We start from the raw sequence: 24,069 nt of genomic DNA, 5'->3' as shown, positions 1-24,069 counted from the left end.
ACGACCGCGCTGTCGGGAGCGGTCAGCGTAGCTTCGGGTCGAGGGCCTCGCGGACCGCCTCGCCGAGCATGACGAAGCTCAGCACGGCGGCGACGAGGAACGCGGCGGGGAAGAACAGCAGGAACGGCGAGACCCGGATGTAGTTCTGCGCCTCGCTGATCATGATGCCCCAGGAGACCACCGGGCTCTTCAGGCCGATGCCCAGGAAGGACAGCGTGGCCTCCGCGCCGATGAACGACCCGACCATGATCGTGCCGTAGACCAGCAGCGGAGCCAGGCAGTTCGGCAGCAGGTGCTTGAGGATGATCCGGCCGGTGCCGGCACCCAGCGCCCGTGCGGCGACGATGTAGTCGGCCTCCTTGGTGGCGAGCACCGAGGAGCGCATCAGCCGCATCACCACCGGCCACATGAGCACCACCATGGAGATGATGACCAGGCCCATGATCTGCCACTCGTTGTTGTCGCTGCCCGAGCCGTTGAACGTGGTGAGGATGACGATCGAGCCGAGCACGAACGGCAGGCCGAAGAAGATGTCCGCGATCCGGGAGAGCAGCGAGTCCACCCAGCCACCGCGGTAGCCGGCGATGATGCCCATCGCCCCACCGATCAGCAGGGTGCACAGCGTGGAGAGCACGGCCACCACGATCGAGGCGCGGGCGCCGTAGATGGTCCGGGCGTAGACGTCGCGGCCCTGCACGTCGTAGCCGAACCAGGCGTCGCCCGACGGCTCGACGCGGCTGCGGGCCAGGTCGCCGTTGACCGCGTCGCCGCTGGTGAACAGGGACGGAAACACGGCCATCAGCAGGAACACCAGAATGAACGACGCCGAGATCCAGAACAGCGGCTTGCCGCGCAGGTCCCGCCAGGCGTCACCGAGCAGGCCGCGCGGCTGCTGCCGCCGGGCCGACTCCGGCAGACCGGCGTCGGTGGGCGCGCCGGAACCGGCCTCGGTCGGCATGGTGGCGGGCGGGGTGGAGACGATCGACGCGGTACTCGGGTCACTCATGCCGGCACCTCGCTCCGCTCGGCGCGGGCGGTAGCACCCCGCGTCCGGGGTTGACGACGTACACCACGGTAGCGGTCACCCGTACGCTGGGTGACCCCGTGGGAACGAATCCGGCCAAAGCCGACCTACGCCGCCAGGCCGGCGGCGTGGACCGGAGTGCGCCCGCTCAGCGAGCCTTTTTGGTCGGCCGCTTGCGGGGCGGCGTCAACAGGTCGGCGATCGCCGAGATCGCGGACGGCACCAGGCGGTAGTACGCCCAGACGCCCCGCTTCTCGCGCTCGAGCAGGCCGGCCTCGGTGAGGATCCGAAGATGATGACTCACGGTCGGCTGGGAGAGCCCGAGCGGCGCGGTGAGGTCAGTCACCGACGCCTCCCCCTCCGGAGCGGACTGGATCAGACTGAGCAGTCGCAGCCGGGCCGGGTCGGCGATTGCCTTCAAGACTCCGGCGAGCCGCTCGGCATCGGCACGTTTGATGGGCTCGCCGGCTAGCGGCGAGATGGCAGGCGTTGTAGTTTTCGCAGTTCCCACGCCTGCCATCGTTGCACCAACACGGCCGACAGGCCGGCTGGACCAGGACCCGAACTGTGTCAGTTCGCGCACTGGGACGGATCGGGCCGACGGCGGCGCTTGACAGGGACGACACGATGCAGGCGTGAGCCACCCGCCCATACCCCCGCCCTACCCCGGCGCCCGGCCCGCCCCGTCGCGGCGAGGCAGCGCGGGGTGGTGGGTCCTCGGCGCCGTCCTCGTCGCCGTGATCGCGGTCGGGGGCGTCGTCGTGTTCTGCGCCGGTCTCTGGACGTACGCGAACCACGACCGGCCCGAGTTGATCGACAACCCGCCGGTCAGCGACGTGGCGGAGAGCGCCTGCGCCACGATGCATGCCACCGTGGCGTCGAAGGCCGCACCTCCCGGCGCCCCCGTCGACGCGCAGGTGCGCGCGATCCGGGCGCAGAACGCCGCGGTGACCGCGATGGTGGCGCAGGTGCGCGACCTGGACCGCGACCTGCTGGCGGACGACCGACCGACTGACGCGTGGCTGGCCGACTGGGAGACCCTCGTCGAGGCCCGCGAGCGGTATGCCGCCGACCTTGCCGCCGGCCGCCGCCCGCACTTCGTGGTGCCGACCGCCGACGGCGAGCCGCTCCCCGACCGGATGAACTCGGTGGGGCTCACCTGCGAGGTGCCACCGCAGCTCGTCGACCTCCCGTAGGCTGTCCGGCCCCGGCCACGTCGCGGGGTCACCGTGCACCCCGCCGGCCGTCACCCGTCCCGCCGAGGCCGCCTACAACGCCAGGGCGGCCAGCTCCGTGCGGCCGGCGACGCCCAGCTTCGGGTACGCCTTGTACAGGTGGTACGCGACCGTCTTGGGGCTGAGGAAGAGCTGCGCGGCGATGTCCCGGTTGGACAGCCCCGTGCCGGCGAGCCGGGCGATCTGCAGCTCCTGCGGGGTGAGTTCCGCGGCGGCCGACGCGGCGGGTTGCGGGGCGCGCAGGCCGGTGGCCTCCAGCTCACCGCGCGCCCGCGCCGCCCACGGCGCCGCACCCAATTGGTCGAACGTGTGCAGGGCGTGGTGCAGCCGGCCGCGGGCGTCGGCCTTGCGCCGGGCGCGGCGTAACCACTCGCCGTACAGCAGCTCGGTGCGGGCCTGCTCGAACGGGCGGCCGCCGACCTTCAGGGCGAGCAAGTAATCCTGCTCGTCGCCGGAGAGCAGCGCCCGGCAGCGGTACGCCACGGCCGTCGCCCAGGGCTGATCCACCCGCTCCGACCAGGCCGAGAAGCGGGCGTACGCCTGCTCGGCCCGCTCGGGCACCCCGGCCCGGACGGCCGCCTCCACCAGGTCGGGCACGCTCCGGTACGCGCAGACCTGGTGGGCGTACGGGTTCTCCTGCAGGGCCGCGAGCCGGGCCACGGCGGACTCGGCCCGGCCCTGGCCGAGGTCGAGCAGGCCCAGCGCCCACAGCGTCCACGCCCGACCGGCGGCCTCGGCGCCCGCCGTGACGCCCTCCAGCGCCGAGGCCACCAGCTCCCGGCAGCGCGCCTCGTCGCCGGCCACCGCGGCCAGCACCGCCTGCACGGCGAGCAACTGGCTGACCCAGAGCGGCTGACCACCGTCGCGGGCCACCCGGACCGCCTCGTCGAGGCTGACCGCGGCGTCCCGGTGCCGGCCGTGGAAGAACTCCGCCTCGGCCAGGAAGAACAGCAGCGTGGGCAGCAGCCCGAGGATCCCCTCCGCCCGGCAGCGGGCGACCAGGCCGGCGGCCAGCTCGTACGTCTCGGCGTCCTGCCCGGCGACGAAGCCGAGCCCGCAGAGCTGCACCCGGTCGCGCGGCTCGGCGCCCACCTGCGCGGCGACCGCGGCCAACGGCAGCGGCCGGCCCCGGACCGCGGCGACCTGGTAACGGGCCACCGGGTGGTCGAGCGTCGCGAGCTGGTCGAGGCAGGCGCCCAGGTGCGGCTCACCGAGGTACCAGGCCGGGTGGAACGCCGCCACCAGCAACGCGTCCCGCTGTCCCGGGTCGAGCGTCGCGCCCTGGGTCATCAGGTCGTACGCGGTCTGGTGGCCGCCCTGCCAGAACCAGGCGTGCCCCTCGACCCAGGCGACGCGGGCGTGGAAGACCGGCTCGTTCACCAGGCCGGCGGCCCGCTCGGCGAGCCGGACCGCGTCGGCGAGGTGCCCGGACTGCAGGCCGCTGTCCGCGGCCAGCAGCAGCCGGCGGGCCTTGGCGGACGCGTCCCCGCTCAGTTCGGCGGCCCGCTCGAACGCGGCCAGCGCCGCGCCGTAGCCGCTGCGCCCGCGGGCCTGCTCGGCGGTGCGTTCCAGGGTGGCGGCCACCTGCTCGTCCGGTCCGGTGGTGGCCGCCGCGAGATGCCAGGCCCGCCGGTCGGCCGTGTCGGGCGTGGTGAGCGCACCCGCGAGCGCGCGGTGCACGGCGAGCCGCTCCGCGTACGTCGCGGCGGCGTGCACCGCGGCCCGGACCAGCGGGTGGCGGAACCGCAGCCGGCGACCGGTTACCTCGACGAGCCGGGCCTCCTCCGCCGGCCGCAGGTCCGCCGGGCCGCCACCGAGCGGAGCGGCGGCGCGCAGCAGCACGTCCAGGTCCCCGGTGTCCTCGACGGCGGCGACGAGCAGCAACGTCCGGGCGCCGGCGGGCAGGCGGTCGACCTGGCCGTGGAACGCCGCCTGCAACCGGTCGGTGAGCGGCAGCGGACCGCCGGCGTCGCCGGCCCGGACCACGCGGGGCAGCTCGATCAGCGCGAGCGGGTTGCCCTGCGCCTCGCCGAGCACCCGCATCCGTACCTCCGGAGGCAGCCCCGGGTCGAGCAGCCGGACGGCGTCGGCCGGCGCGAGCGCGCCCACGGTGAGGTCGGGCAGGCCCGGCGCGGGAAACATCCCGTCCCGGGCCGCGAAGATCATCACGACACCCTCGGCGTGCAGCCGGCGCGCGGCGAACAGCAGCGCCTCGGCGGAGACGGTGTCCAGCCAGTGCGCGTCGTCGACCAGGCAGAGCAGCGGGCCGTCGTCGGCCAGGTCCGCCAGGAGCGACAGCACCGCGAGCCCCACCAGCAGCCGGTCCGCCGGGGCGCCGCCGCCGAGCCCGAACACGGCGGCGAGCACCTGCCGCTGCGGTGCGGGCAGCCGGTCGAGGCGGTCGAGGGCGGGGCGCACGAGCTGGCTCAGCCCGGCGAACGGCAGCTCGGCCTCGAACTCGGCGGCGCTGGCGCGCAGCACGCGCAGCGGGTGGCCGGCCGGCGCCGTCCGTTCGGCGGCCCAGTCCAGCAGCGCGGTCTTGCCTATTCCCGGCCCGCCGCGCAGCACCAGCGCGGCGCTCTCGCCCACTCGGGCCCGCGCCACCAGGGCCGCGATCCGGTCCTGCTCTGCGGCGCGGCCGTGCAACATCCCCGCACCCTACACAGGTACCGGGTACCTAAGCGCTACCGATTCCCGGGCGCCGGATCCTCCCTAGCGTCGTGGCCATGGAACTGATCGAGAAGTACCTCGCCGCCTGGAACACCACCGACCCCGCCGCCCGCCGGGCCCTCATCGACGAGGTCTGGGCCGCCGACGGGACGTACACCGACCCGCTGGCCGCCGTCGCCGGACGCGATCAGATCGACGGGCTGATCGCCGCCGTGCAGCAGCAGTTCGCCGGCCTGGAGTTCACGCTCGCCGGCCCGGTCGACGCGCACCACGACCTGGCCCGGTTCACCTGGCACCTCGGCCCGCGCGGCGGTGAGCCGGTCGCCGTCGGCTTCGACGTCGCGGTCGTCGCCGACGGCCGGATCGCCACCGTGCACGGCTTCCTGGACCGGGTGCCGGCGTGACCGTCCTGACCGCGCGGCCGGGGCCGGTCACCGCCCCGGCCGCACGGCCCGGCGCCTTCCTGCCGGTGCTGCTGACCTCGACGTTCATGACCGCGATCGACGCGTTCATCGTCAACGTGGCCCTGCCGGCGATGCAACGCGACCTGCGGGCCGGCCCGGCCGCGCTGGAATGGGTGGTCGCCGGCTACGTGCTCGCGGTGGCCGCCGGCCTGATCACCGGCGGCCGGCTGGGCGACCGGTACGGCCGCCGCCGGATCTTCGGCCTCGGCGTGGCGCTGTTCACCGCGGCCTCGGTGCTCTGCGGGCTGGCGCCCACCCCGGGCGTCCTGATCGGCGCCCGGGTGCTGCAAGGGCTGGCGGCGGCGCTGCTCATGCCGCAGGTGCTGGCCATCGTGCGCACGAGCGTCGCGCCCGCCGAGCAGCCGAAGGCGTTCGCCCGGTACGGCCTGACCATGGGCCTGGGCGCCGTCTTCGGCCAGTTGATCGGCGGCCTGCTGATCCGGGCGGACCTGTTCGGCCTGGACTGGCGGCTGTGTTTCCTGATCAACCTGCCGATCGGGGTGGCCGCGCTGGCCCTCCTCCGCCGGGTGCCGGAGTCCCGCCAGCCGGCGACCCGGCTCGACCTGGCCGGCGTGGTCCTGGCCAGCGCGGCGCTGGTGGCGCTGGTGCTGCCGCTGGTGGAGGGGCGTGAGCAGGGCTGGCCGGCCTGGACGTGGTGGAGCCTGGCCGCCTCGGTGCCGCTGTTCGCGCTCTTCGTGGCGACCCAGCGGCGCAGCGCGCAGCCCCTGGTGGACCTGACGTTGTTCCGGGAGCGGGCGTTCTCGGTGGGGCTGGCGGCGACCCAGGTCTTCTGGATGGGGCAGGCGTCGTTCTTCCTCGTCCTGGCGCTCTACCTCCAGGTCGAGCGGGGCCTGTCGGCGCTGGAGTCGGGAGTCGTCTTCATGGCCATCGGCGCCGGCTACCTGGCCACCTCGACGTACGCCCACCGGATCGCGGCCCGGCTCGGTCGTCAGGTGGTCAGCGTCGGCGCGCTGGTGATGGCGGTCGGCCTGTACGGCATGTGGCAGGCGGCCGGGCACGGGACCGGCTGGCTCGTGCCGGGGCTGGCCGTGGACGGCATCGGCATGGGCATCGCGCTCGCCCCGCTCACCGCCACCGTGCTGGCCCGGATCAGCCCTCAGCACACCGGCGCCGCCGCCGGGGTGCTCGCCGCGGTGAACCAGACCGGCAACGCGGTCGGGGTGGCCCTGATCGGCATCGTCTTCTACCAGGCCGCGGATCTGACCGGCGGGTTCCGGGCCGGGCTGGTCGCGCTCATCGCGCTGGAGCTGGCGCTGGCCGCGATCATCCAGCTGCTGCCGAGGAAGTGACGCGGGCGCACCGGCCGCCGCCGACCAGGGCGGCGGCCGGTGGACCGTGCGGGCGAAGAATCGTTCCGCGAGGCATTGACAGGCGTAAACTTTCCTTCAACGATGCCTATCCATGAGGATGAGTCGGGTGGGTGCCGCGGTCCGTCGCACGCTGGTGTGCTCTCTGCTCGCGGGGTCGCTCGCGGTGTCTCCGGGCGGCGTGCCGGCGGCATCGGCGGCCGTGTCCGCGACCTCGGCCACCCTGGCCGGCTACCCGGTGTGGGCGCACTTCACCGACCCGACCGCCGGACGCGACTACACCATCCTGACCGAGTTGCAGCGGCTGATCGACGCCACGCCCGCCGGGGCCACCATCCGGGCGGCCATCCACTCCCTCAGCGTCGACTCGGTGGCCGACGCGCTGGTGCGGGCCCAGACCCGCGGCGTGACCGTGCTGGTGCTCCTCGACGGCAAGAACGCGACCTCGACCGACCCCGCCATCACGAAGATCAAGCAGCTGGTCAACCACCAGTTCTGCCTGAACAGCAGCGGCGGTCACGGCTGCATCAGCACCAGTGCCGCGGGCGACATGCACACCAAGCTGGTCACCTTCTCCCACACCACCGACCCGAACGGCGTCGCCCGCGGCAACGTCGTCTGGTTCGGGTCGAGCAACCTCACGTACGCCACCGGCCCGGACGCCTTCAACAACGCCATCACCGTCTACGGCGACGCGGCGCTCGCCGCCGGCCTCAACGCGAACTTCACCGACATGTGGAACCGGCGGCACTACAGCGGCAACGACTACTACGACTCCGCGTCCGGCCGGGGCTACTACCAGGCGGCCGCGGCCGACGCGTACGGGTCACCCGAGGGGGTGGGGCAGACCGACACCATCGCCACCCGGCTCAACGACCTCACCCCGGACGCCAACTGCCGACTCCGCGTGGGCATGGCGGCGGTGACCACCGGACGCCCGCAGATCGTCAGCCTGGTCAGCCGGTTCCGCGCTGCGGGGTGCAAGGTCTGGATGGTGATCGGTACGAACGCCGAGGGCGGCATCGCGATGAGTCAGTCGGTCTACAACGAGCTGCTCGACGCCGGCGTGTCCATCCGGCGCAAGGACAAGGTGCACGACAAGTTCTTCGTGGCCTACGGCAGGTACGGCAGCGCCTACCAGTACCGCGTCTACACCGGATCGCAGAACTGGACCCAGGACGCGCTGAACGAGAACGACGAGATCTTCGTGAAGATGGCCCCCGAGAGCGGCAGCGTCCACCCGCTCTACGACGGCTACTACACCCACTTCAACGACGCGTACAACACCGGGGTGACCTGCGTGAAGAGCAGCTTCCCGTGCCGATCCTGACCGCCGGCGGCGCGGCCGTCGACGCCGGGTTCAGGCAATCGCCGCGACGCTCAGATAACGGCTGAGCCGGGAGGCGGCGTCGAGCATGGCGACGCCACGCGCGGTGAGCCGCCGCTGCCAGTCGTCCAGGGCGCGGGAGAGCGTCTCCGTGCCGCCGGCCGTGCGGACCTGCTGGACCACGACCGCTATCCGGTCCAGTGGGTATCCTCCGCGCCGCAGCAGGTGGGCCAGCTCGGCGTCGCGGGTGTCAACCGCGCGGTACACCCGGTGACCGGTGGCCGGATCGCGGGCGGGGGCGAGGATGCCGGCGCTCTCCCATTTGCGCACGGTGGCCGGGGTGACGCGCAGCCGGCGCGCGAGGTCGCCGATGCTCCACACACCGGAGCCCGCGGTGTTGTCGGGCCCCGGGGGCAGGTCCCCGATCGCCGTCCGGACCGCGTCGAGCGTGTCCCGGTCGCGCAGCAGCTGGCTGTGGCCGCGGTCGATGACGATCAGCGCGTCGTCGAGCGCGCCGTCGTGCAGCGCGTTCATGATCTGGCCGGCGGCCGGGTAGCCGTATGCCGCGACGAGCGCCAGATAGGCACGCAGCGCGGCCGCGTGGACCTCGGTGTAGACCCGGTAACCGCTGCGCGTGCGCTCAGCGGGCGGGATGAACCCGTCCCGCTCGTAGTTGCGGACCGCCTGGGTCGAGAGTCCGTGCTCGCGGGCGAGGTCGGATGGTCGCACGGATTGAGACTTTACCCCCGGGTCACGCAGGCCCCTTCGCGAAAAGTCTCCACCGAAGTTTCAATGGTACGTTTGAGCCACATGAGCCAGGACATTCGCGCTTTCGTGCCCGTGCCATGTGACCTTCTCGCCCTGGGCGAGCCGACCCACCAGGAGCCCGCCTTCGGCGCGGTCCGCAACGAACTCTTCGCCCAGCTGGTCGAGCTCGGCTTCCGTTCGATCGCCCTGGAGACCGATCGCGTGGCCGCGCTCGCGGTCAACGACTACGTCCTGCACGGCACCGGAAGTCTGCACTCGGTGATGAGCGAAGGCTTCTCCCACGACTTCGGCGCCCTGGACGCCAATCGGCAGCTGGTCGCCTGGATGCGGGAGTACAACCGGGACCGGCCGGCGCGGGAGCGCGTGACCTTCCACGGTTTCGACGCCCCGACCGAGAACACGAGCGCACCCAGTCCCAGAGCCTATTTCGAGTACGCACGCGACTATCTCCAGATGGAGGATCTCGACATCGCGGGCATCGCCGGGGACGACCACCGGTGGAGCCGTGCTGAGGCGATCCTCGACTTCGCCAAGTCCATGGGCGCCACGCCCGAAGCCGAGCGGCTGCGAAGGATCGGCGAGGATCTGCTCACGAGGCTGTACGCCGGCGCGCCGGAGCTGATCGCCAGGACCTCACGCGCCGAGTGGCTTCGGGCCAGGACGCACCTCGATGCCGGCCTCGGCCTGCTCCACTACCACTGGCAGGCGGCGCAACCCCTCGGGCAGAGCGATCGGATCGGCCTCCTGCTGGCCACACGGGACACGTTGATGGCGCGCAACCTGCTCGACATCCGCAGCGTCGAGGCGGGGCGCGGCCCGACGATGCTCTCCGCCCACAACCTGCACCTGCAACGAAACGGGAGCGCCTGGAGCGGGGGAGACATGGGCGCCAGTTGGTTCGGCGCCGGGGCCATCGTCGACTCGCTGCGGGTCGAGAGCTACGCCTTCATCGCGGCCAGTCTCGGGCGCAGTGAGGTTCTCCAGCTGGGCGAGCCGGAGCCGGACACCTTCGAGGGTGCCCTGCAACGCCGCATCACCGGCTGGGGGCTGATCCCGGCCACCGAAGTGCCCTCGGCTCGCACGCGGACGGACACCACCCCGCGGCAGGGCTATTTCCCGCTCGACCAGGCGACCGTCGACGCAGCCGACGCGATCATGCACATCACCGGCTGAGGAGTGGCCGGACAGGGTTCGCGGTGAGGGGATCCGTGGCGGGTACGGGGCGGAACGCGTGGCGTGACGTCCCGGCCTGCCACGGGTCCCGGCAGGGCCGCCTCGGCCGACGATGCATCGACGGGCGGGTCGGACAGCTGATCGCCAAACCGTGATCATGGTGCCATGAGTCAGTACTTTCAGGTGGGCGACCTCGTCCTGTGGAACCCTTCCAACCGAGTGGCCGAGTTGTTCGTCCGTACCAGTGAGGCGGTCGCTGAGCTGGTCGACGTACCGACCGGGATCGGCCCCATGCGCGCCGACGACTATGCGATCGACCTCGACGTGTTCGTCGGCTTCGTGGATGCGCTGGTCGCGCAGTACCTGTCCTCAAGCCACGTGATCCTCAGGTCCCTGCTGGAGGGCTTCACCGCCACCGCGCTCGTCATGGTTGACCGCGCCGGCCGGAACGTACCCTCGCTCCAGGCCCCTGCCACGCTGGATCCGAGGGACGTCTCCGTAGGACCAGCAGGGATCCGCCGGCTGGGCGACCCCGCGCGCTTGTACGAGCTCGTCAGCGAGCACGCGGCAGCCATGCCACGTTGACCACATCACGTGATCGTGCCCGCCCACCGACCGAGAACAGGGGAAGCGACGAGATGGTCCACAGCTACACCACGCCCTCCCCGCTCCGTACCCAACGGCTGAGAACGTGCGTGCACTTGCCCGGTACGCGATGACTGCCGGCTGGACGCCGCAGGCGGCGGGCGGAACCTTTCACATCACGTCCGCCGCCGATGTTGCGTTGCCCGGGTTTGCCATCACTGATCTTTTGTGGGCCGATCCGCGGCGAGGGCGTGAGCCGGCCCCGCTTCGCGGCCGGGGCTCTTGACGCTGCTGTCCGGGGTGTCGCCCGACGGTGCTCGCGTGGGCACCGCAGGTCAGTCGTGGCGGTGACGCACGATGTAGTCGATGTAGCGGATCGTTTTCTCTCGGTCGTCCTCGCTGATCGAGTCCCACAGGTCCGCCAGCCAGTAGAGCGAGCCCGACAGCATCCAGGCCCACCCGCGCACCCAGGTCGCCTCGTCGAACCCGAGCGCCTCCCGGTAGGCGGCCCGCGCGCGGGCATCGAACAGGCTCCAGGCCGGCCGCACCTCGACCGCCGGATCGCCGCGGCCGAGACCGCCGAAGTCGATCACTCCGGTGAGCCTGCCCCGGTCGATCAGCAGGTTGCCTTCCAGGAGATCACCGTGCAGCCATACCGGCGGCCCGGGCCACTCGTCCGCCGCCATCGCCTCGTCCCACGCCGCGGTCGCCGCCCGCCCGTCGATCCGGTCGCCCAGCTCCGCGATCGACCGGCGGGTCAGCTCGTCCCGCTGCACCAGAGGTACGCCGCGCTGAATCCCCTCCTTGACCGGCCCGCCCATCGGGTCGACAGCGATCATCGCGCGCACGAAGCCGGCGAGGTCGACGGCGAGGTCGACGAGGTCCTGCCCGGCTTCCGGATTGCGTCCGTCCAGCCACGGGACGACCGTCCACGGCCACGGATAGTCCCCACCCGGCCGGCCGATCGCGACCGGCACCGGCACCGGCACCGGAAGAAGCGGCGCCAGCCGCGGCAGCCAGGTCGCGTCGGTCGCCACCTGGTCAACCGCCCACTGCGCCCGTGGCAGCCGCGCCGTCAGGGAATCACCCAGCCGGAACAGCGCGTTGTCGGTGCCGTTCAACGGCTGCGGAACGATCGGCAGGTCCGACCATTCGGGGAACTGCTCGTCGATCAGGGCGCGTACCTGCTCGACAGCGACGACGATCTCTCCAGGACGCATCGGCGCGACCGTAGAACCCGCCCGATCACCCGTCAATCGAATTCGGTGCTCATCCCGGCTATTGCGCTCGCCACGCTGGTCGCCGCGGCATCCGACACCGCTGCCGGCTGCGCAAGCCTGATCGGCAGAGCCGAGATCGGGTAAACGCGCTCCTGCGCTCCCGGGGCGTCCGCATCACCCACCGGTAGAGAGCATGCGGGAGGCATCTTCGCCTCCGGCCCCCCATGCCGGTTACGGTGATCCCGTGGCACGTTTCAGCATGATGGCTCGCGTCGACAGTCCTGCCGATGAGGTGGCCCAGGCGGAGGCGTGGACTGAGCGGCACGGCCACGCGCTGACCTCGATATCGGAAGGTGGCTGCGGTTGCTGCGTCCGCTCGTGGCGGATCGCCGGACCGGGACACCTGGCAGACACGATCCCTCAGGTGCTGACGGTGGATGACCCGCACTGGGAGCGAGACGGAGCAGGGCACATCCACCCGGCCTAGTTGCCGCCGGGCACCTGGTCCTTGACCTCGGCGTAGCCGACCTTCCCGGGTGCCGCGGTCGGCGCGTAGATCACGCGGATCACACCCGTCGGGAACACCTCCGTCGCCGTCACCCGGAAGTGGTACGGCGCGTCGCCGTCATCGAACAGCTTGCGGCCCTTACGCGCCGCCACCGGGTGCACCAGCAGGCGCAGCTCGTCGACCAGGCCCGCGGCGAGCAGTTGCTGCACCACCGAGATCGACCCGGGGATGAGGATGCCCCTGCTGCCGGCGTCGGCCTTGAGCGCGGTGACCGCGTCGAGGAGATCGCCCTTGATCACCTCCGAGTTGCGCCAGGAGAACTCCGGCGAATGGCGTGAGACGACCACCTTGCGCATGTCACCGAGTTGCTTGGCGAACGAGGCGTCGTCCCCACCCGCGGCCTCGCGGTCGGGCCAGGCCCCGGCGAAGCTGTCGTAGGTCTCGCGACCGATGAGCAGCACGTCGGCGCTGTCGTAGTCCTCGCCGACGGCACGGCCCATGTTCTCCTCGAAGTACGGGAAGTGCCAATCGGGGTCGATCTCGGCCACGCCGTCGGCCGAGATGAACAGCGTGGAGATGACCTTTGCCATCGGGCGGTCCCTTCCAGTCAGGTGGTGTCGACAGGTAGACCGCCGCAGCATCTCAGAATCATCGGCCGGCCAGCGACCAATCCGCCGCGCCGGGCATTTGGAATCCGCCGCCGAGTTGGTCGGTGGCGCCCCGCGCATCCGGGTTGACCCGGCCGAGGCTGGCATCTGTCGACGGCTTGCGCTCCGCAGCTCGTCCCTGCTGCCGGATGGGATACGTCCATCATCGACATTCCGCCGCTCCCGATCCGACGGGTGCGGGACCGTCCCCGAACCGTCGCCAATAGATCATGAATCATGCTCTTCGCGTCCGTCGTCATCCTGGTGGCGTTCCTCGTGTGGCTGACCGTCGCCCGGCTGCGGTGGTTCACCGGCATGGTGTCGGTGGCGCTGATCCTGGTTGCGGCCGCCTCGCTCACCCTCACCGCCGTCCAGCCCCGGGCGGCGGTGGAGGCGCGCCTGTTGCTGTTCCTCGGGGCCGCCGTGACGCTGCTCGTCGCGGGGGAGGGGCAGCGCCGCACGCTGGGCGACAGCGGCGATGACCACCGCCGGCGCTGGCCGTACCGGGTCGCGGCCGGCCTGGCCCTGGTGGTCGCCCTGTGCTGCTTCCCCGCGGCTGCCTGGGACGTCAACGACGACGGGTTCGTACCGTCGGTGCGGGAACTCGGCCCGCTGCCGGGCGGGCTCGCCGTTCGGGGCGCGGGCGGCGACTCGGAGTGCGGCACCGGTCGTTGCGCCGTCTCCTACCGACTCGCCGGCCGGGCGGGCGAGCCGGCGGACCAGGTGGCCCGACGGGTCTGGGACCACCTGGTGAGCAGGGGCTGGCCCGCCCCCGAGGGTGGGCGGAGCTGTCGCCCGGTCGGTTGGCTTCTCGACACGCGGGTGACGTGCGTGGCGATCAGCACGGCCGACGGGGCGGCGCGGCTCACGCTGGAGGGCGGTCGCCCGTAGCTCCGGCTGCCGGCTCCGTGTCCGTCGCCCGGAGGTCAGCCGGTGGCGTTGAGCCACCGTCGCCAGCTCGTGCGGGTGGTGCGTTGTTCGGGGTGCGCGGCCACGTGGAGGACGAACTGCGCCTGCCACCTCGGGCGAGGTGCCGCGGCGGCGGCCGCGGTCGGTGCGTGCCGGGGCCGCCGCCGCGACGTAGGGCGGGGCGGGTCAGGCGGCGCGACCCGCCTTGAGTGCCGCCGCGGTGTCGACGACCCGCCGGGCCTGGTAACGGGCGCCCTCCAGGACCACGTCGCCGGGCGGGCCGTCGCCGGCCACGTGGGACGTGCCGTAGGGATTGCCGGTCTGGAACTGGACCGGGTCGGTGTAGCCGGGAGGAACGATGATGCCGCCCCAGTGGTAGAACACGTTGCCCAGCGCCAGGATGGTGGACTCCTGCCCGCCGTGGGCGGTGTTGGAGGCCGTGAAGGCCGAGTAGACCTTGTCAGCGAGTCTGCCCTGGTACCAGAGGCCGCCGGTGGTGTCGATGAACGCCTTGAGCTGGCTGGCCACGTTGCCGAAGCGGGTGGGGGTGCCGAACAGCACCGCGTCGGCCCAGTCCAGGTCGTCGGGGCCGGCCTCGCCGACGTCGGCGGTGTCCTGGATGTGCTGGACCCACTCCGGCCTGGCGTTGATCGCTTCCGGTGGCGCCGTCTCGGCGACCTTGCGCAGTCGCACCTGCGCGCCGGCCTTCTCCGCGCCGTCGGCGGCGGCGCGCGCCAGAGCGTGCACGGTGCCGGTGGCGCTGTAGTAGATGATGGCGACCTTCACGGGTTCCATTCGGTGTCCCTTGCCTCGCGGATTCTGTCTGGTGATGCCGGCAGGAGGTCGGCGCCGGCGTGGCCGCCCGGCTGGACGGGCTCAGCAGTACGACGAACCGACCCTTCGGAATGTGAGGTGACCGGCCGACCTCACAGTCGGGTGTGCTGTCTCGTCGAACGGGCGACGGCAGACGCGACCGAGGGAGCCGGCGACACCATGACCACCCGACCCGAGCCGGGACCCGACCGGCCCGATCCGAGTCTCGGCGCGATCGTGAGCGAGCGGCGGCGGCTGATGAATCTGGCGTACCGGCTCCTCGGCTCGCTGGCCGATGCCGAGGACGTCGTCCAGGAGACGTACGCCCGCTGGTACGCCATGTCCCCGCGCCAGCAGGACGCCATCGAATCCCCCGCGGCCTGGCTGACGACCGTCGCCAGTCGCATCTGCCTCGACCTGCTCGGCTCGGCGCGGGCCCGGCGGGAGCGCTACGTGGGCGAATGGATCCCGGAGCCGCTGCCGGACCGTGGTGAGTGGACGACCGGGCGGTCGGACGGCGGCACCGTCGACCCGGCCGACCGGGTCACCCTCGACGAGTCGATCAACATGGCCTTCCTCGTCGTGCTCGAGTCGATGACCCCGGCCGAGCGCGTCGCGTTCGTCCTGCACGACGTCTTCCGCTATTCCTTCGCCGAAGTGGCCGGGATCGTCGGCCGTACCCCGGCGGCGTGCCGCCAACTGGCCTCGTCGGCCCGTCGTCGCATCCGCGCGTCGCACGCTCCCGCTACTCCGGTGGCGCGGCAGGCCGAGATCGTCCGGCACTTCAAGCGGGCCTGGGAAGCCAAGGACATCGACGCTCTCGTCGGCCTCCTCGACCCGAACGTCACGGCGGTCGGCGACGGCGGGGGCCTGGTCAGCGCCGAACTCCGCCCGATCGAGGGCGGGGAGCAGGTCGCCCGCGTGCTCGTCGGCGTCGCGGCCGGGACACCCCGGCTGAGGATCGTGGAACGGACGGTCAACGGTCGACCCGGCCTGGTGGCCCAGCTCGACGGCGTCACCGTGACGGTGATCGCGTTCGACATGGCGGGCGACCGGATCACGCACCTCTGGGCGGTCCGCAACCCGGAAAAACTCCGGCTGTGGACGGCGACCTGACCGGCCGGCCGCTAGCGGTCGGTGCAAAGCCTGACTAAAGTCAGGCATATGAACTCGGAACTCATCGCCACCGTCCGGCGCTTCAACCGGACCGTCACCCAGCGCGTGGGCGCGCTCGACGACCAGTACATGGCCCGCGACCGTCCCCTCGCGCAGGCGCGGCTGCTCTGGGAGATCGGCCCCGACGGTGCCGAGGTGGCCGCGCTGCGGGCCCGGCTCGGGCTCGACTCCGGGTACCTCAGCCGGCTCCTGCGCACCCTGGAGGGCGACGGGCTGGTGAGCGTCGGCCCGGCCGACCGGGCCGGCGGCGACGGCCGGGTCCGCGTCGCCGCACTGACCGAAGCCGGGCGCGCGGAGTGGGCCGAGCTGGACGAGCGGTCCGACGAGCTGGCCCGGTCCATCCTCGAACCGCTCAACGACCGGCGCCGTGAGCGCCTGGTCGCGGCGATGGCGCAGGTGGAGCGGCTGCTCGTCAGCTCGATGGTGGTCGTCGAGCCCTGCCCGCCGGGAGATCCGCGCGCACGCGCCTGTGTGCGGGCGTATGCCCGCGAGGTCGCACAGCGCTTCGACGACGGCTTCGACCCGGCGCTGAGCAAGCCGGTCCACGACGACGAACTCGTCCCGCCCGCCGGCGTGTTCCTGCTCGCCACCCTCGGCGGCGAGCCGGTCGGCTGCGGGGCGGTCAAGCTCCACGCCGGCGCGCCCGCCGAGATCAAGCGGGTCTGGGTGTCGGGCACCGTGCGCGGGCTCGGTGTCGGCCGACGGCTGCTGGACCAGCTGGAGCGGTACGCGGCGGAGCGCGGCTGGACCGCCGTCCGGCTGGACACCAACCGCAACCTGACCGAGGCGATCGCCATGTACCGCGCCGCCGGCTACCGGGAGATCGAGCCGTACAACGACGAGCCGTACGCGCACCACTGGTTTGAGAAGCACCTGGCGACGTGACCTGACGGGTGCTCATATCGGGGCGATATGACCCGAAGAGCATGGCCATGAAATCCATTGATATCAATACGCTGTCCGCAATCTCGAATCAGGTGCGCACCCCGAGGCGCACCGGTCCTGATGCGGAGGAATTCATGGTTCGCTGGCGCACCCTCACCGGCCTGTTGGCCGCCGCGCTGGCCGCGGTGACCGCGGGCAGCCTCACTCTCGCCGCACCCGCCGTGGCCGACGGCGCTCCGGCCACCCCGTACGTCGTCGGCGGCACCCGCGCCGCACAGGGCGAGTTCCCGTTCATGGTGCGGCTCTCCATGGGCTGCGGCGGCGCGCTGTACAGCCCCCGCCTGGTGCTCACCGCCGCCCACTGCGTGGGCCGTACGGGCACCAACACCAGCATCACGGCCACCCTGGGCGTGGTCGACCTCCAGTCGTCCAGCCGGATCACCGTCCGGTCGAACTACGTCTACCGGGCCCCGGGCTACAACGGCAGCGGCAAGGACTGGGCGCTCATCCGGCTGGCCACCCCGGTCACCGGGCTGAGCACCCTGAAGATCGCCACCACCACCGCGTACGACAACGGCACGTTCACGATCGCGGGCTGGGGCGCGGCGAGGGAAGGGGGCGGGCAGCAGCGGTACCTGCTCAAAGCGACCGTGCCGTTCGTCAGTGACGCCACCTGCAACGCCAACTACGGCGGCGACATCATCCCCGCCGAGGAGATCTGCGCCGGGTACGCCAGTGGCGGCGTGGACACCTGCCAGGGCGATTCCGGCGGGCCGATGTTCCGCCGCGACGCCACCAACGCCTGGATCCAGGTCGGCATCGTCAGCTGGGGCAACGGCTGCGCCCGGCCCGACTACCCCGGCGTCTACACCCAGGTGAGCTACTTCTCCTCGGCGATCGCCTCGGCCGCCGCGAGCCTCGGCGGCTGACCGCACGACCGGAGGGCGGCCTGGCTCACGACGAGCCGGGCCGCCCTTGCGCGCCTCGCCGGGAGTCAGGCGTAGAGCGGGCTGCCGGTCTCCAGCAGCGTCTTCAGGTCGCTGAGGACCTCGGCCCAGCCGCCACCGGCGCCCTCGACCTCGCCGTTGACCTGCGCCATGGTCTGCGGCGCGCCGGCCAGCTCGTGGGTCACGGTCAGCGAGGTGACGCCGTTGCCCCGCTCCGCGATCTCGTACGTCAACCGGGTGGCCGGCTCGTCCAGCCAGGTCGGCCGCCAGGTCTGGACCAGCCGGACCGGCGGGTCCACCTCGATAACCTCGCCCTCCACCGGCACCTCCGGCATGCCGGCCTCCCGGTGCTCCGGGATTGCCCGGGCCCGGTAGCTGCCGCCCGGCCGCAGGTCGAACTCGGCGATGCCCTGGTAGCCGTACCTCCGGGTCCACTCCGGCTTGGTGATCGCGTCCCAGATCGCCTGCGGGGTGGCCTTGATGTAGACCCGGTAGACCTTCGTCGTCCCGGCCGTCGTCGTGGTGGTCATCGTTTCTCCTTCGGGTCGTCGCCTTCGAGTTCCGCCTTGAGCTCCAGCAGTGACGCGGTGTGGTGCGCGGTGTACTTGTCGATCCACCGGTCGTGGATCAACCGGATCGGCACCGGATTGAGGAAGTGCAGCTTCTCCCGGCCCTGCCGTCGGGTGACCACGAGACCGGCGTCCTCGAGCAGGCGCAGGTGCTTCATGACACCGAAGCGGGTCATCGCCAGCTCGGACTCCAACTCTGTCAACGTCTGGCCGTCGCGGAGGAAGAGCCGGTCGAGCAGGGCGCGTCGGGTCGGGTCGGCGAGCGCCTTGAACACCAGATCGTCGTCGTCGCTCACGAGGACCAGAATAGGTGACCAAATGGTCACATGTCAAGGATGGCCAGGCCCGTGGCCGGGACGGCGACCCGGCCACGGTAAGCTTCCCGGCTCGGCTGGGGAGGAGATCGACATGTGGCCGTTCAGGAAGCGCCGGCAGCCGGCCGGTCTCGTCGTCGACCCGGCCCACGGTGATCCGCAGGCGCGGGCGCTCGTCGACGCACTCGCCGCCGGGGACTGGCGTACGGCTCGCGACATCCTCACGGCCACCAACGATCCGGACAGCCGCGCGTTTCTCATCGAGGCCGCCGGGACGGTCGGCGGCGTACAGGACTGGATCGGTGAGTGGGTCGACGCCGAGCCACAGTCGACGCTGCCGGTGCTGGTCCGCGGCTGCCACGCGGTGCACTGGGCCTGGGAGGCCCGGGGCGGGAAGCGTGCCGAGTACACCAGCCAGGACCAGTTCCGGGAGTTCCGTCGCCGGCTCCGGTTGGCCGAGAACCTGCTCGACGAGGTCGTCGCCCGGGACCCGGACGACCTGACCGCCCGGACCTGGCTGGTCACGTCCGCTCGGGGCCGGCAGGTCGGCCGCGACGAGGCCCGCCTCCGCTTCGACGAGGTGGTGAAGCGCCACCCGGGCCACGTCGTCGCGCACGAGCAGCGACTGCAGTACCTGTGCCCCAAGTGGTTCGGCAGCGACGAGCAGATGTTCTCCTTCGCCCGCGAGGCCACCGCGGCCGCCCCAGAGGGGAGCCTGCTGCCGGAGCTGCTGGCCGTCGCGCACGTCGAGAAGTGGCTCGACCTGCCGGTCGAGGAGAGCGACGCGTACATGCAGTCCGCGGAGGTGCGCGCGGACCTGCTGGCGGCGGCGGAGAAGTCGATCTTCCATCCGGCGTTCCGGCCCGCGTTCGGCTGGGTGCCGCGGGCGAGCGTGTTCGCGCTGGGATTGGAGTTGGCCCACGAGTTCGACGCCGCGGCGCGGGTCTTCGAGATGCTCGGCGACCACGTCAGTGAGTGGCCGTGGAACTATGTGGACGATCCCGTGACGGCCTTCACCCGGTCCCGCGAGTGGGTGTACGAGCACATCGCCTGAGCCCTGGCCCGGCACGCGCCGCCGCGCCGTCAGCCGTCGATCCGGGTGATGTTGCGGATCTTGTTGGCGGCGTCCAGGGCCGCCACCTTGTACGCCTCGGCCAGCGTCGGGTAGTTGAACACCGCGTCCACCAGGTAGTCGACGGTGCCGCCGCAGCCCATCACCGCCTGTCCGACGTGGACGATCTCGGTGGCCCCGGTCCCGAACACGTGGACGCCGAGCAGCCGCCCGTCCTCCGGCGCGACGAGCAGCTTCAGCATGCCGTACGAGTCACCGACGATCTGGCCCCGGGCCAGCTCCCGGTAGCGGGCGATGCCCACCTCGAACGGGGTGGAGCTGTCGGTCAGCTCCTCCTCGGTCTTCCCGACGAAGCTGATCTCCGGGATCGTGTAGATGCCGATCGGCTGCAACCCGGGCATCGCGCGGACCGGCTCGCCGCAGGCGTGCTGCGCGGCCAGCCGGCCCTGCTCCATCGACGTCGAGGCCAGCGCCGGGAAGCCGATCACGTCGCCGACCGCGTAGATGTTGTCGACAGCGGTGCGGTAGTTGCCGTCGACCTGGATCCGGCCCCGGTGGTCCGCCGCCAGTCCCGCCGCGTCCAGCGCCAGGTCGTCGGTCTGGCCCTGGCGGCCGGCGGAGTACATGACCGTGTCCGCGACGATCCGCTTGCCGCTCCTCAGAACGCACAACGCGGCGGTCCGGTGCTTCTCCACCGCGGCGACCTCCTCGCCGAAGCGGAACGTCACCGACAGGTCCCGCAGGTGGTACTTCAGGGACTCGACGATCTCCTCGTCGCAGAAGTCGAGCATCCGGTCGCGGCGTTCCACCACGGTCACCTTGGTGCCGAGAGCGGCGAACAGGGAGGCGTACTCCATGCCGATCACGCCGGCGCCCACCACGACCATGCTGCGGGGCACGGCCTGGAGGTTGATGACCCCGTCGGAGTCCACGATGGTCCGGTCGTCGAAGTCGACGCTGTCCGGGCGGGCCGGCCGGGTGCCGGCGGCGATGACGATCTTGTCGAAGGTGACCCGGGACTCGCGGCCGGAACCGCCGTCGACCCAGACCGCGTGGGCGTCGGCGAACCGCCCGGTGCCGGTGATCATCGCGACCCGGTTGCGGGCCAACTGGTTGCGGATGACGTCCGTCTGCCGGCTGATCACGTGCTGGGTCCGGGCGGCCAGGTCGCTGACCGTGATCTCCTCCTTGACCCGGTAGCTGCTGCCGTAGAGGTCCCGCTGGCTCAGGCCGGTCAGGTAGAGGACGGCCTCGCGCAGCGTCTTGGAGGGGACGGTGCCGGTGTTGATGCACACCCCACCGATCATGTCGCGGCGGTCCACGATGCCGACCCGGCGGCCGAGCTTGGCCGCGGCGATCGCCGCCTTCTGACCGCTCGGGCCGGAGCCCAGCACCAGCAGGTCGTAGTCGTACACAACCGCCAGCGTGGCAGGCCGACCGGGCGCGCGCCAGAGGTGGCGGACGAGCTAGCGCCGGCCCCTCGGTCCTGCCGGTGGCCCGGCCGGCCGGTCGACCAGCGCGGCCAGCTTCTTCGGGGCCAGGACGCAGTAGCTCTCGGTGAGCAGCTCGCCGACCTCGTCCCAGTCGACCCCGCCGTCGAGCGCCAGGCCCACGACGTCGGCGCCCCAGTCGGGCTTGTAGAAGGGATGACCGCCGGCGAGAAGTGCGGCGATCTCGTCGCCGGGGGAGCGGAAGGTCAGCACGCAGAGCGGCTCGTCGGTGCCGGCGGCTCGGGCGTGGGCGGCCTGGTGGTCGGGGTCGACGGTGAGCACGTGGGCGAAGGTCCGCTTGCGGATCCGCCAGCGGGTGCCCACCCACGCCGGTTCCTCGTAGGCCTCCGGCAGCCCGAGGCAGACGGACCGGAGCCGGTCGAGGATCTCGGGTGGGACGTCGCCAGGTCCGGTCACGCGCGGGAGGTTACGCCGCCCCTCCGACAGTTCCGGCCCGGCCGCTTTGACGTTGCACTTGCATTGCCAAGCGCGTACGGTGGTTAACAATGCAGTCGTAATGTAAAGAGGTCCCATGCGCGTGATGGCGTTGTCCGAGGTGACCGGCGGCCCGATCGACCTCGTCGGCGGCAAGGCGGCAGGGCTGGCTGAGCTGATCCGGCTCGGCGAGCGGGTGCCGGAGGGCTTCTGCGTCACCACCACCGCCCATCGGGCGGGGGTGCTGCCGGAGGCCGAGATCGCGGCGGCGTACCAGCGGCTCGGCGGCGGCCCGGTCGCGGTGCGCTCCAGCGCGACCGCCGAAGACCTTCCGGACGCCAGCTTCGCCGGGATGCAGGACACGGTCCTCGACGTCAGCGGCGTCGCCGATGTGCTGTCGGCCATCGAGAAGTGCTGGCACTCGTTGCACGCCGCGCGGGCGGTCGCCTACCGGGAGGCCCACGACATCGACCACGAGACGGTGCGGATGGCGGTCGTGGTGCAGCGGATGGTCGATCCGGCGGTCGCCGGGGTGCTGTTCACGGCGAACCCGGTCACCGGCTGCCGGACGGAGATGGTGGTGGAGGCCGCCGCCGGCCTCGGCACGGCGGTGGTGGACGGCACCGGCGACGTCGACCGGTACGTCCTCGACGGCTCGACGCCTCCCGAGCGGGGCCTCCTGACCGCCACCCAGCTCGAGGAGCTGCGCCGGACGGGGGAGCGGCTCCAGCGCCACCTCGGCGGCCCCCAGGACGTGGAGTGGGCGTACGACCGGGAGGGCGCCCTGTGGCTGCTCCAGTCGCGGCCGATCACCACGCTGTTCCCCCTCCCGCCGGCCACCGACGACCCCGAGCCCCGCGTCTACCTGGAGTTCGGTCACGTGCAGGGCATGCTGCGGCCGGCCACCCCGATGGGCATGTCCACCCTGAAAGCACTTGTCGCGGGGATGCTGGCCAGCTTCGGGCTGACCGTCGAGGTCACCGACATCGGCGGCCGGCTCTACGGCGACCTGACCGACCTGGCGCGCGACCCGTCCGCCCGCAAGCGCCTGGTCAAGCTGATGGCGGTGGACTTCGGTCCGCGGGCGCAGGCGGTGATGGAGCAGGTGCTCGCCGACCCCCGCTTCGCGCCGCGGCCGGGCGATCGACGCTCCCGGGCCGGCGGCCCGAGCGCACGGACGGCCCTCCGCGGGCTGGCCGGAGTCACCCGGGCGCTGGCCCGGCCGGAGGCCGCGCGGACCCGGCTGTTCCAGGCGATCGACCGGCTCGCGGCGGAGTCGACCGCCCCGCCCACGCTCAGCACCGCCGCCGACCGGCTGCGGTTCCTCCAGGCGCAGGACTCGACGGCGAGCCCGGACGACATCGTCTGGCCGATCGTCGCCGGCATGCTGGCGGCGACGGTGCCGGCCCACCTGCTCGCGGGTGTGGCCAGCCGCGACGAGATCAACACCGTGCTGGGCGGGATGCCGCACAACGTCACCATCGAGATGGATCTCGCGCTCTGGCGGCTCGCCGACCGCGCCCGGCCCCACCGCGACCTGTTGCTCACCACCCCGCCGCGGGACCTCGCCCACCGGTACCTGCGCGGGACGTTGCCGGACATCGGGCTGGGCGCGTTCCTCGACCGGTACGGCCACCGGGCCGTCGCCGAGGTCGACCTCGGGCTGCCGCGCTGGGACGAGGATCCCGCGCCGGTCTTCGCCATGATCGCCAATTACCTGCGGCTCACCGACCCCGAGCAGGCGCCCGACCGGCGCTTCGCCCGCGCCGCGGCCACCGCGGAGGCCACCCTGGCCGACCTCGTCGCGCGGGCTCGTCGCCGGCGACCCGTCCGCGGCCGCCTCGCCGGGTTCCTGCTGCGCCGGGCCCGAGCGCTGGCCGGCCTGCGCGAGGCCGGCAAGTTCGGCGGCCTGTACCGACTCCGCGAGATGCGGCGCCAACTGCTGCTCATCGGCTCCGAGCTGACCGAGGGAGGCCTGCTGGGGCAGCCGGACGACATCATGTTCCTGACCCTGGACGAGGTGGCGACGGCCGTACACCACGGCGCCGACCACCGGTCGACCGTCACCGCCCGCCGTGCGGCGCACCAGCGGGAGCTGAGGCGCCGGACGGTGCCGGTGGCCGTACTCTCCGACGGCACCGACCTCGAGGCCGTCCTGCCCGCGCCGGCCGGCGGCGCCGGCGCGCTGCGTGGCGTGGGCGCCGCGGCCGGGGTGGCGACCGGGCCCGCGCGGGTGGTCCTCGACCCGGCCACCGCCCACCTCGAACCCGGCGAGATCCTCGTCGCGCCCACCACCGACCCCGGCTGGACGCCGCTGTTCCTCACCGCCGCCGGGCTGGTCACCGAGACCGGCGCCGTCATGGCGCACGGCCCGACGGTCGCCCGCGAGTACGGGATCCCGGCCGTGATCTGCGTTCCCGGCGCCACCCAGGCGATCCGCACCGGCGACATCATCACGGTGGACGCCGCCGCCGGGACCGTGACCATGGGCTGACCCGGCAACGCCGTCG

Annotated in this window: 23 protein-coding genes; 12 read left to right on the top strand and 11 right to left on the bottom strand. The window is 72.3% G+C overall.

Annotation, left to right across the window (positions count from 1 at the left end; all coding sequences use genetic code 11):
* Positions 1–22: 22 nt before the first annotated feature.
* Both ACW0Q9_RS00165 and ACW0Q9_RS00160 read right to left on the bottom strand, forming a co-directional pair.
* The gene (locus tag ACW0Q9_RS00165) at positions 23–1,006 is read right to left on the bottom strand and encodes an ABC transporter permease (protein ID WP_456177435.1); all 984 of its coding nucleotides are present in this window, start codon (positions 1,004–1,006) and stop codon (positions 23–25) included.
* A gap of 166 nt (positions 1,007–1,172) precedes the next feature.
* On the bottom strand, positions 1,173–1,544 hold the full coding sequence (locus tag ACW0Q9_RS00160) for an ArsR/SmtB family transcription factor (RefSeq protein WP_456177433.1): 372 nt from the start codon (positions 1,542–1,544) through the stop codon (positions 1,173–1,175).
* Between the two features lie 115 nt (positions 1,545–1,659).
* On the opposite strand from ACW0Q9_RS00160, the gene ACW0Q9_RS00155 reads away from it, so the two are divergent.
* Positions 1,660–2,220, top strand: a complete 561-nt coding sequence (locus ACW0Q9_RS00155; protein WP_456177431.1) for a hypothetical protein — start codon at positions 1,660–1,662, stop codon at positions 2,218–2,220.
* Positions 2,221–2,292: 72 nt separating this feature from the next.
* Here ACW0Q9_RS00155 and ACW0Q9_RS00150 read toward each other — a convergent pair whose 3' ends face one another.
* Complete coding sequence (locus tag ACW0Q9_RS00150; protein WP_456177429.1) at positions 2,293–4,908, bottom strand: ATP-binding protein; 2,616 nt, start codon at positions 4,906–4,908, stop codon at positions 2,293–2,295.
* A gap of 77 nt (positions 4,909–4,985) precedes the next feature.
* Here ACW0Q9_RS00150 and ACW0Q9_RS00145 point away from each other — a divergent pair, with 77 nt between their 5' ends.
* The 3 genes from ACW0Q9_RS00145 (at position 4,986) to ACW0Q9_RS00135 (ending at position 8,051) form a co-directional block, all read left to right on the top strand.
* Complete coding sequence (locus ACW0Q9_RS00145) at positions 4,986–5,333, top strand: nuclear transport factor 2 family protein (protein ID WP_456177427.1); 348 nt, start codon at positions 4,986–4,988, stop codon at positions 5,331–5,333.
* Positions 5,334–5,338: 5 nt separating this feature from the next.
* Complete coding sequence (locus tag ACW0Q9_RS00140) at positions 5,339–6,703, top strand: MFS transporter (protein WP_456177541.1); 1,365 nt, start codon at positions 5,339–5,341, stop codon at positions 6,701–6,703.
* Between the two features lie 220 nt (positions 6,704–6,923).
* Positions 6,924–8,051, top strand: coding sequence for a phospholipase D-like domain-containing protein (locus ACW0Q9_RS00135; RefSeq protein ID WP_456177425.1), 1,128 nt, complete (start codon positions 6,924–6,926; stop codon positions 8,049–8,051).
* A 30-nt stretch (positions 8,052–8,081) separates the two neighbouring features.
* Here ACW0Q9_RS00135 and ACW0Q9_RS00130 read toward each other — a convergent pair whose 3' ends face one another.
* A complete protein-coding gene (locus ACW0Q9_RS00130; protein WP_456177423.1) occupies positions 8,082–8,777 on the bottom strand; it encodes a TioE family transcriptional regulator in 696 nt (231 codons plus the stop codon).
* 81 nt (positions 8,778–8,858) lie between these two features.
* Here ACW0Q9_RS00130 and ACW0Q9_RS00125 point away from each other — a divergent pair, with 81 nt between their 5' ends.
* Both ACW0Q9_RS00125 and ACW0Q9_RS00120 read left to right on the top strand, forming a co-directional pair.
* On the top strand, positions 8,859–9,989 hold the full coding sequence (locus ACW0Q9_RS00125; protein WP_456177421.1) for an erythromycin esterase family protein: 1,131 nt from the start codon (positions 8,859–8,861) through the stop codon (positions 9,987–9,989).
* A 165-nt stretch (positions 9,990–10,154) separates the two neighbouring features.
* Positions 10,155–10,574 (top strand): DUF6086 family protein, encoded by a 420-nt coding sequence (locus tag ACW0Q9_RS00120; protein ID WP_456177419.1) that lies wholly within the window; start codon positions 10,155–10,157, stop codon positions 10,572–10,574.
* Between the two features lie 335 nt (positions 10,575–10,909).
* On the opposite strand, the gene ACW0Q9_RS00115 is transcribed toward ACW0Q9_RS00120, so the two are convergent.
* On the bottom strand, positions 10,910–11,830 hold the full coding sequence (locus tag ACW0Q9_RS00115; RefSeq protein ID WP_456177418.1) for an aminoglycoside phosphotransferase family protein: 921 nt from the start codon (positions 11,828–11,830) through the stop codon (positions 10,910–10,912).
* Positions 11,831–12,277: 447 nt separating this feature from the next.
* Complete coding sequence (locus tag ACW0Q9_RS00110; RefSeq protein ID WP_456177416.1) at positions 12,278–12,892, bottom strand: dihydrofolate reductase family protein; 615 nt, start codon at positions 12,890–12,892, stop codon at positions 12,278–12,280.
* A 294-nt stretch (positions 12,893–13,186) separates the two neighbouring features.
* Here ACW0Q9_RS00110 and ACW0Q9_RS00105 point away from each other — a divergent pair, with 294 nt between their 5' ends.
* On the top strand, positions 13,187–13,840 hold the full coding sequence (locus ACW0Q9_RS00105) for a hypothetical protein (RefSeq protein WP_456177414.1): 654 nt from the start codon (positions 13,187–13,189) through the stop codon (positions 13,838–13,840).
* A 204-nt stretch (positions 13,841–14,044) separates the two neighbouring features.
* Here the strand turns inward: ACW0Q9_RS00105 and wrbA are convergent, their stop codons facing one another.
* Entirely contained in the window at positions 14,045–14,653 is a 609-nt protein-coding gene (wrbA, locus tag ACW0Q9_RS00100; RefSeq protein WP_456177412.1) for an NAD(P)H:quinone oxidoreductase, read from the bottom strand.
* Positions 14,654–14,851: 198 nt separating this feature from the next.
* On the opposite strand from wrbA, the gene sigJ reads away from it, so the two are divergent.
* The 3 genes from sigJ to ACW0Q9_RS00085 all read left to right on the top strand — a co-directional run bounded on the left by sigJ (position 14,852) and on the right by ACW0Q9_RS00085 (position 17,661).
* A complete protein-coding gene (gene sigJ, locus ACW0Q9_RS00095; protein ID WP_456177410.1) occupies positions 14,852–15,787 on the top strand; it encodes an RNA polymerase sigma factor SigJ in 936 nt (311 codons plus the stop codon).
* 48 nt (positions 15,788–15,835) lie between these two features.
* Positions 15,836–16,732, top strand: coding sequence for a bifunctional helix-turn-helix transcriptional regulator/GNAT family N-acetyltransferase (locus tag ACW0Q9_RS00090; RefSeq protein ID WP_456177409.1), 897 nt, complete (start codon positions 15,836–15,838; stop codon positions 16,730–16,732).
* A gap of 134 nt (positions 16,733–16,866) precedes the next feature.
* On the top strand, positions 16,867–17,661 hold the full coding sequence (locus ACW0Q9_RS00085) for a S1 family peptidase (protein ID WP_456177407.1): 795 nt from the start codon (positions 16,867–16,869) through the stop codon (positions 17,659–17,661).
* 65 nt (positions 17,662–17,726) lie between these two features.
* Here the strand turns inward: ACW0Q9_RS00085 and ACW0Q9_RS00080 are convergent, their stop codons facing one another.
* Both ACW0Q9_RS00080 and ACW0Q9_RS00075 read right to left on the bottom strand, forming a co-directional pair.
* Complete coding sequence (locus ACW0Q9_RS00080) at positions 17,727–18,209, bottom strand: SRPBCC family protein (RefSeq protein WP_456177405.1); 483 nt, start codon at positions 18,207–18,209, stop codon at positions 17,727–17,729.
* Positions 18,206–18,544, bottom strand: a complete 339-nt coding sequence (locus tag ACW0Q9_RS00075) for an ArsR/SmtB family transcription factor (RefSeq protein WP_456177403.1) — start codon at positions 18,542–18,544, stop codon at positions 18,206–18,208. The genes ACW0Q9_RS00080 and ACW0Q9_RS00075 overlap by 4 nt, the downstream gene beginning before the upstream one ends.
* A 112-nt stretch (positions 18,545–18,656) precedes the next feature.
* On the opposite strand from ACW0Q9_RS00075, the gene ACW0Q9_RS00070 reads away from it, so the two are divergent.
* On the top strand, positions 18,657–19,616 hold the full coding sequence (locus ACW0Q9_RS00070; protein ID WP_456177401.1) for a DUF4034 domain-containing protein: 960 nt from the start codon (positions 18,657–18,659) through the stop codon (positions 19,614–19,616).
* A 29-nt stretch (positions 19,617–19,645) separates the two neighbouring features.
* Here the strand turns inward: ACW0Q9_RS00070 and sthA are convergent, their stop codons facing one another.
* Together sthA and ACW0Q9_RS00060 are read right to left on the bottom strand one after the other, a co-directional pair.
* Positions 19,646–21,049 carry a Si-specific NAD(P)(+) transhydrogenase gene (sthA, locus tag ACW0Q9_RS00065; RefSeq protein ID WP_456177399.1) on the bottom strand — a complete coding sequence of 468 codons (1,404 nt, stop codon included), beginning with the start codon at positions 21,047–21,049 and terminating at the stop codon, positions 19,646–19,648.
* Between the two features lie 51 nt (positions 21,050–21,100).
* Entirely contained in the window at positions 21,101–21,541 is a 441-nt protein-coding gene (locus ACW0Q9_RS00060; protein WP_456177397.1) for an MmcQ/YjbR family DNA-binding protein, read from the bottom strand.
* A 124-nt stretch (positions 21,542–21,665) separates the two neighbouring features.
* On the opposite strand from ACW0Q9_RS00060, the gene ACW0Q9_RS00055 reads away from it, so the two are divergent.
* Complete coding sequence (locus ACW0Q9_RS00055) at positions 21,666–24,053, top strand: PEP/pyruvate-binding domain-containing protein (RefSeq protein ID WP_456177396.1); 2,388 nt, start codon at positions 21,666–21,668, stop codon at positions 24,051–24,053.
* The last annotated feature ends 16 nt before the right edge of the window (positions 24,054–24,069 follow it).

Source organism: Micromonospora sp. I033, from assembly GCF_053890995.1.
The sequence above is the reverse complement of the archived record's forward strand: the minus strand, read 5'-3'. Positions and strand labels throughout refer to the sequence as shown.

Coding starts and splice junctions, on each gene's coding strand:
- ACW0Q9_RS00125 (WP_456177421.1), top strand. CDS start 8,859: ATGAGCCAGGACATTCGCGCTTTCGTGCCCGTGCCATGTGACCTTCTC.
- ACW0Q9_RS00145 (WP_456177427.1), top strand. CDS start 4,986: ATGGAACTGATCGAGAAGTACCTCGCCGCCTGGAACACCACCGACCCC.
- ACW0Q9_RS00120 (WP_456177419.1), top strand. CDS start 10,155: ATGAGTCAGTACTTTCAGGTGGGCGACCTCGTCCTGTGGAACCCTTCC.
- ACW0Q9_RS00150 (WP_456177429.1), bottom strand. CDS start 4,908: ATGTTGCACGGCCGCGCCGCAGAGCAGGACCGGATCGCGGCCCTGGTG.
- ACW0Q9_RS00080 (WP_456177405.1), bottom strand. CDS start 18,209: ATGACCACCACGACGACGGCCGGGACGACGAAGGTCTACCGGGTCTAC.
- sigJ (WP_456177410.1), top strand. CDS start 14,852: ATGACCACCCGACCCGAGCCGGGACCCGACCGGCCCGATCCGAGTCTC.
- ACW0Q9_RS00160 (WP_456177433.1), bottom strand. CDS start 1,544: ATGGCAGGCGTGGGAACTGCGAAAACTACAACGCCTGCCATCTCGCCG.
- ACW0Q9_RS00085 (WP_456177407.1), top strand. CDS start 16,867: ATGGTTCGCTGGCGCACCCTCACCGGCCTGTTGGCCGCCGCGCTGGCC.
- ACW0Q9_RS00090 (WP_456177409.1), top strand. CDS start 15,836: ATGAACTCGGAACTCATCGCCACCGTCCGGCGCTTCAACCGGACCGTC.
- ACW0Q9_RS00165 (WP_456177435.1), bottom strand. CDS start 1,006: ATGAGTGACCCGAGTACCGCGTCGATCGTCTCCACCCCGCCCGCCACC.
- ACW0Q9_RS00105 (WP_456177414.1), top strand. CDS start 13,187: ATGCTCTTCGCGTCCGTCGTCATCCTGGTGGCGTTCCTCGTGTGGCTG.
- wrbA (WP_456177412.1), bottom strand. CDS start 14,653: ATGGAACCCGTGAAGGTCGCCATCATCTACTACAGCGCCACCGGCACC.
- ACW0Q9_RS00070 (WP_456177401.1), top strand. CDS start 18,657: ATGTGGCCGTTCAGGAAGCGCCGGCAGCCGGCCGGTCTCGTCGTCGAC.
- ACW0Q9_RS00110 (WP_456177416.1), bottom strand. CDS start 12,892: ATGGCAAAGGTCATCTCCACGCTGTTCATCTCGGCCGACGGCGTGGCC.
- ACW0Q9_RS00055 (WP_456177396.1), top strand. CDS start 21,666: ATGGCGTTGTCCGAGGTGACCGGCGGCCCGATCGACCTCGTCGGCGGC.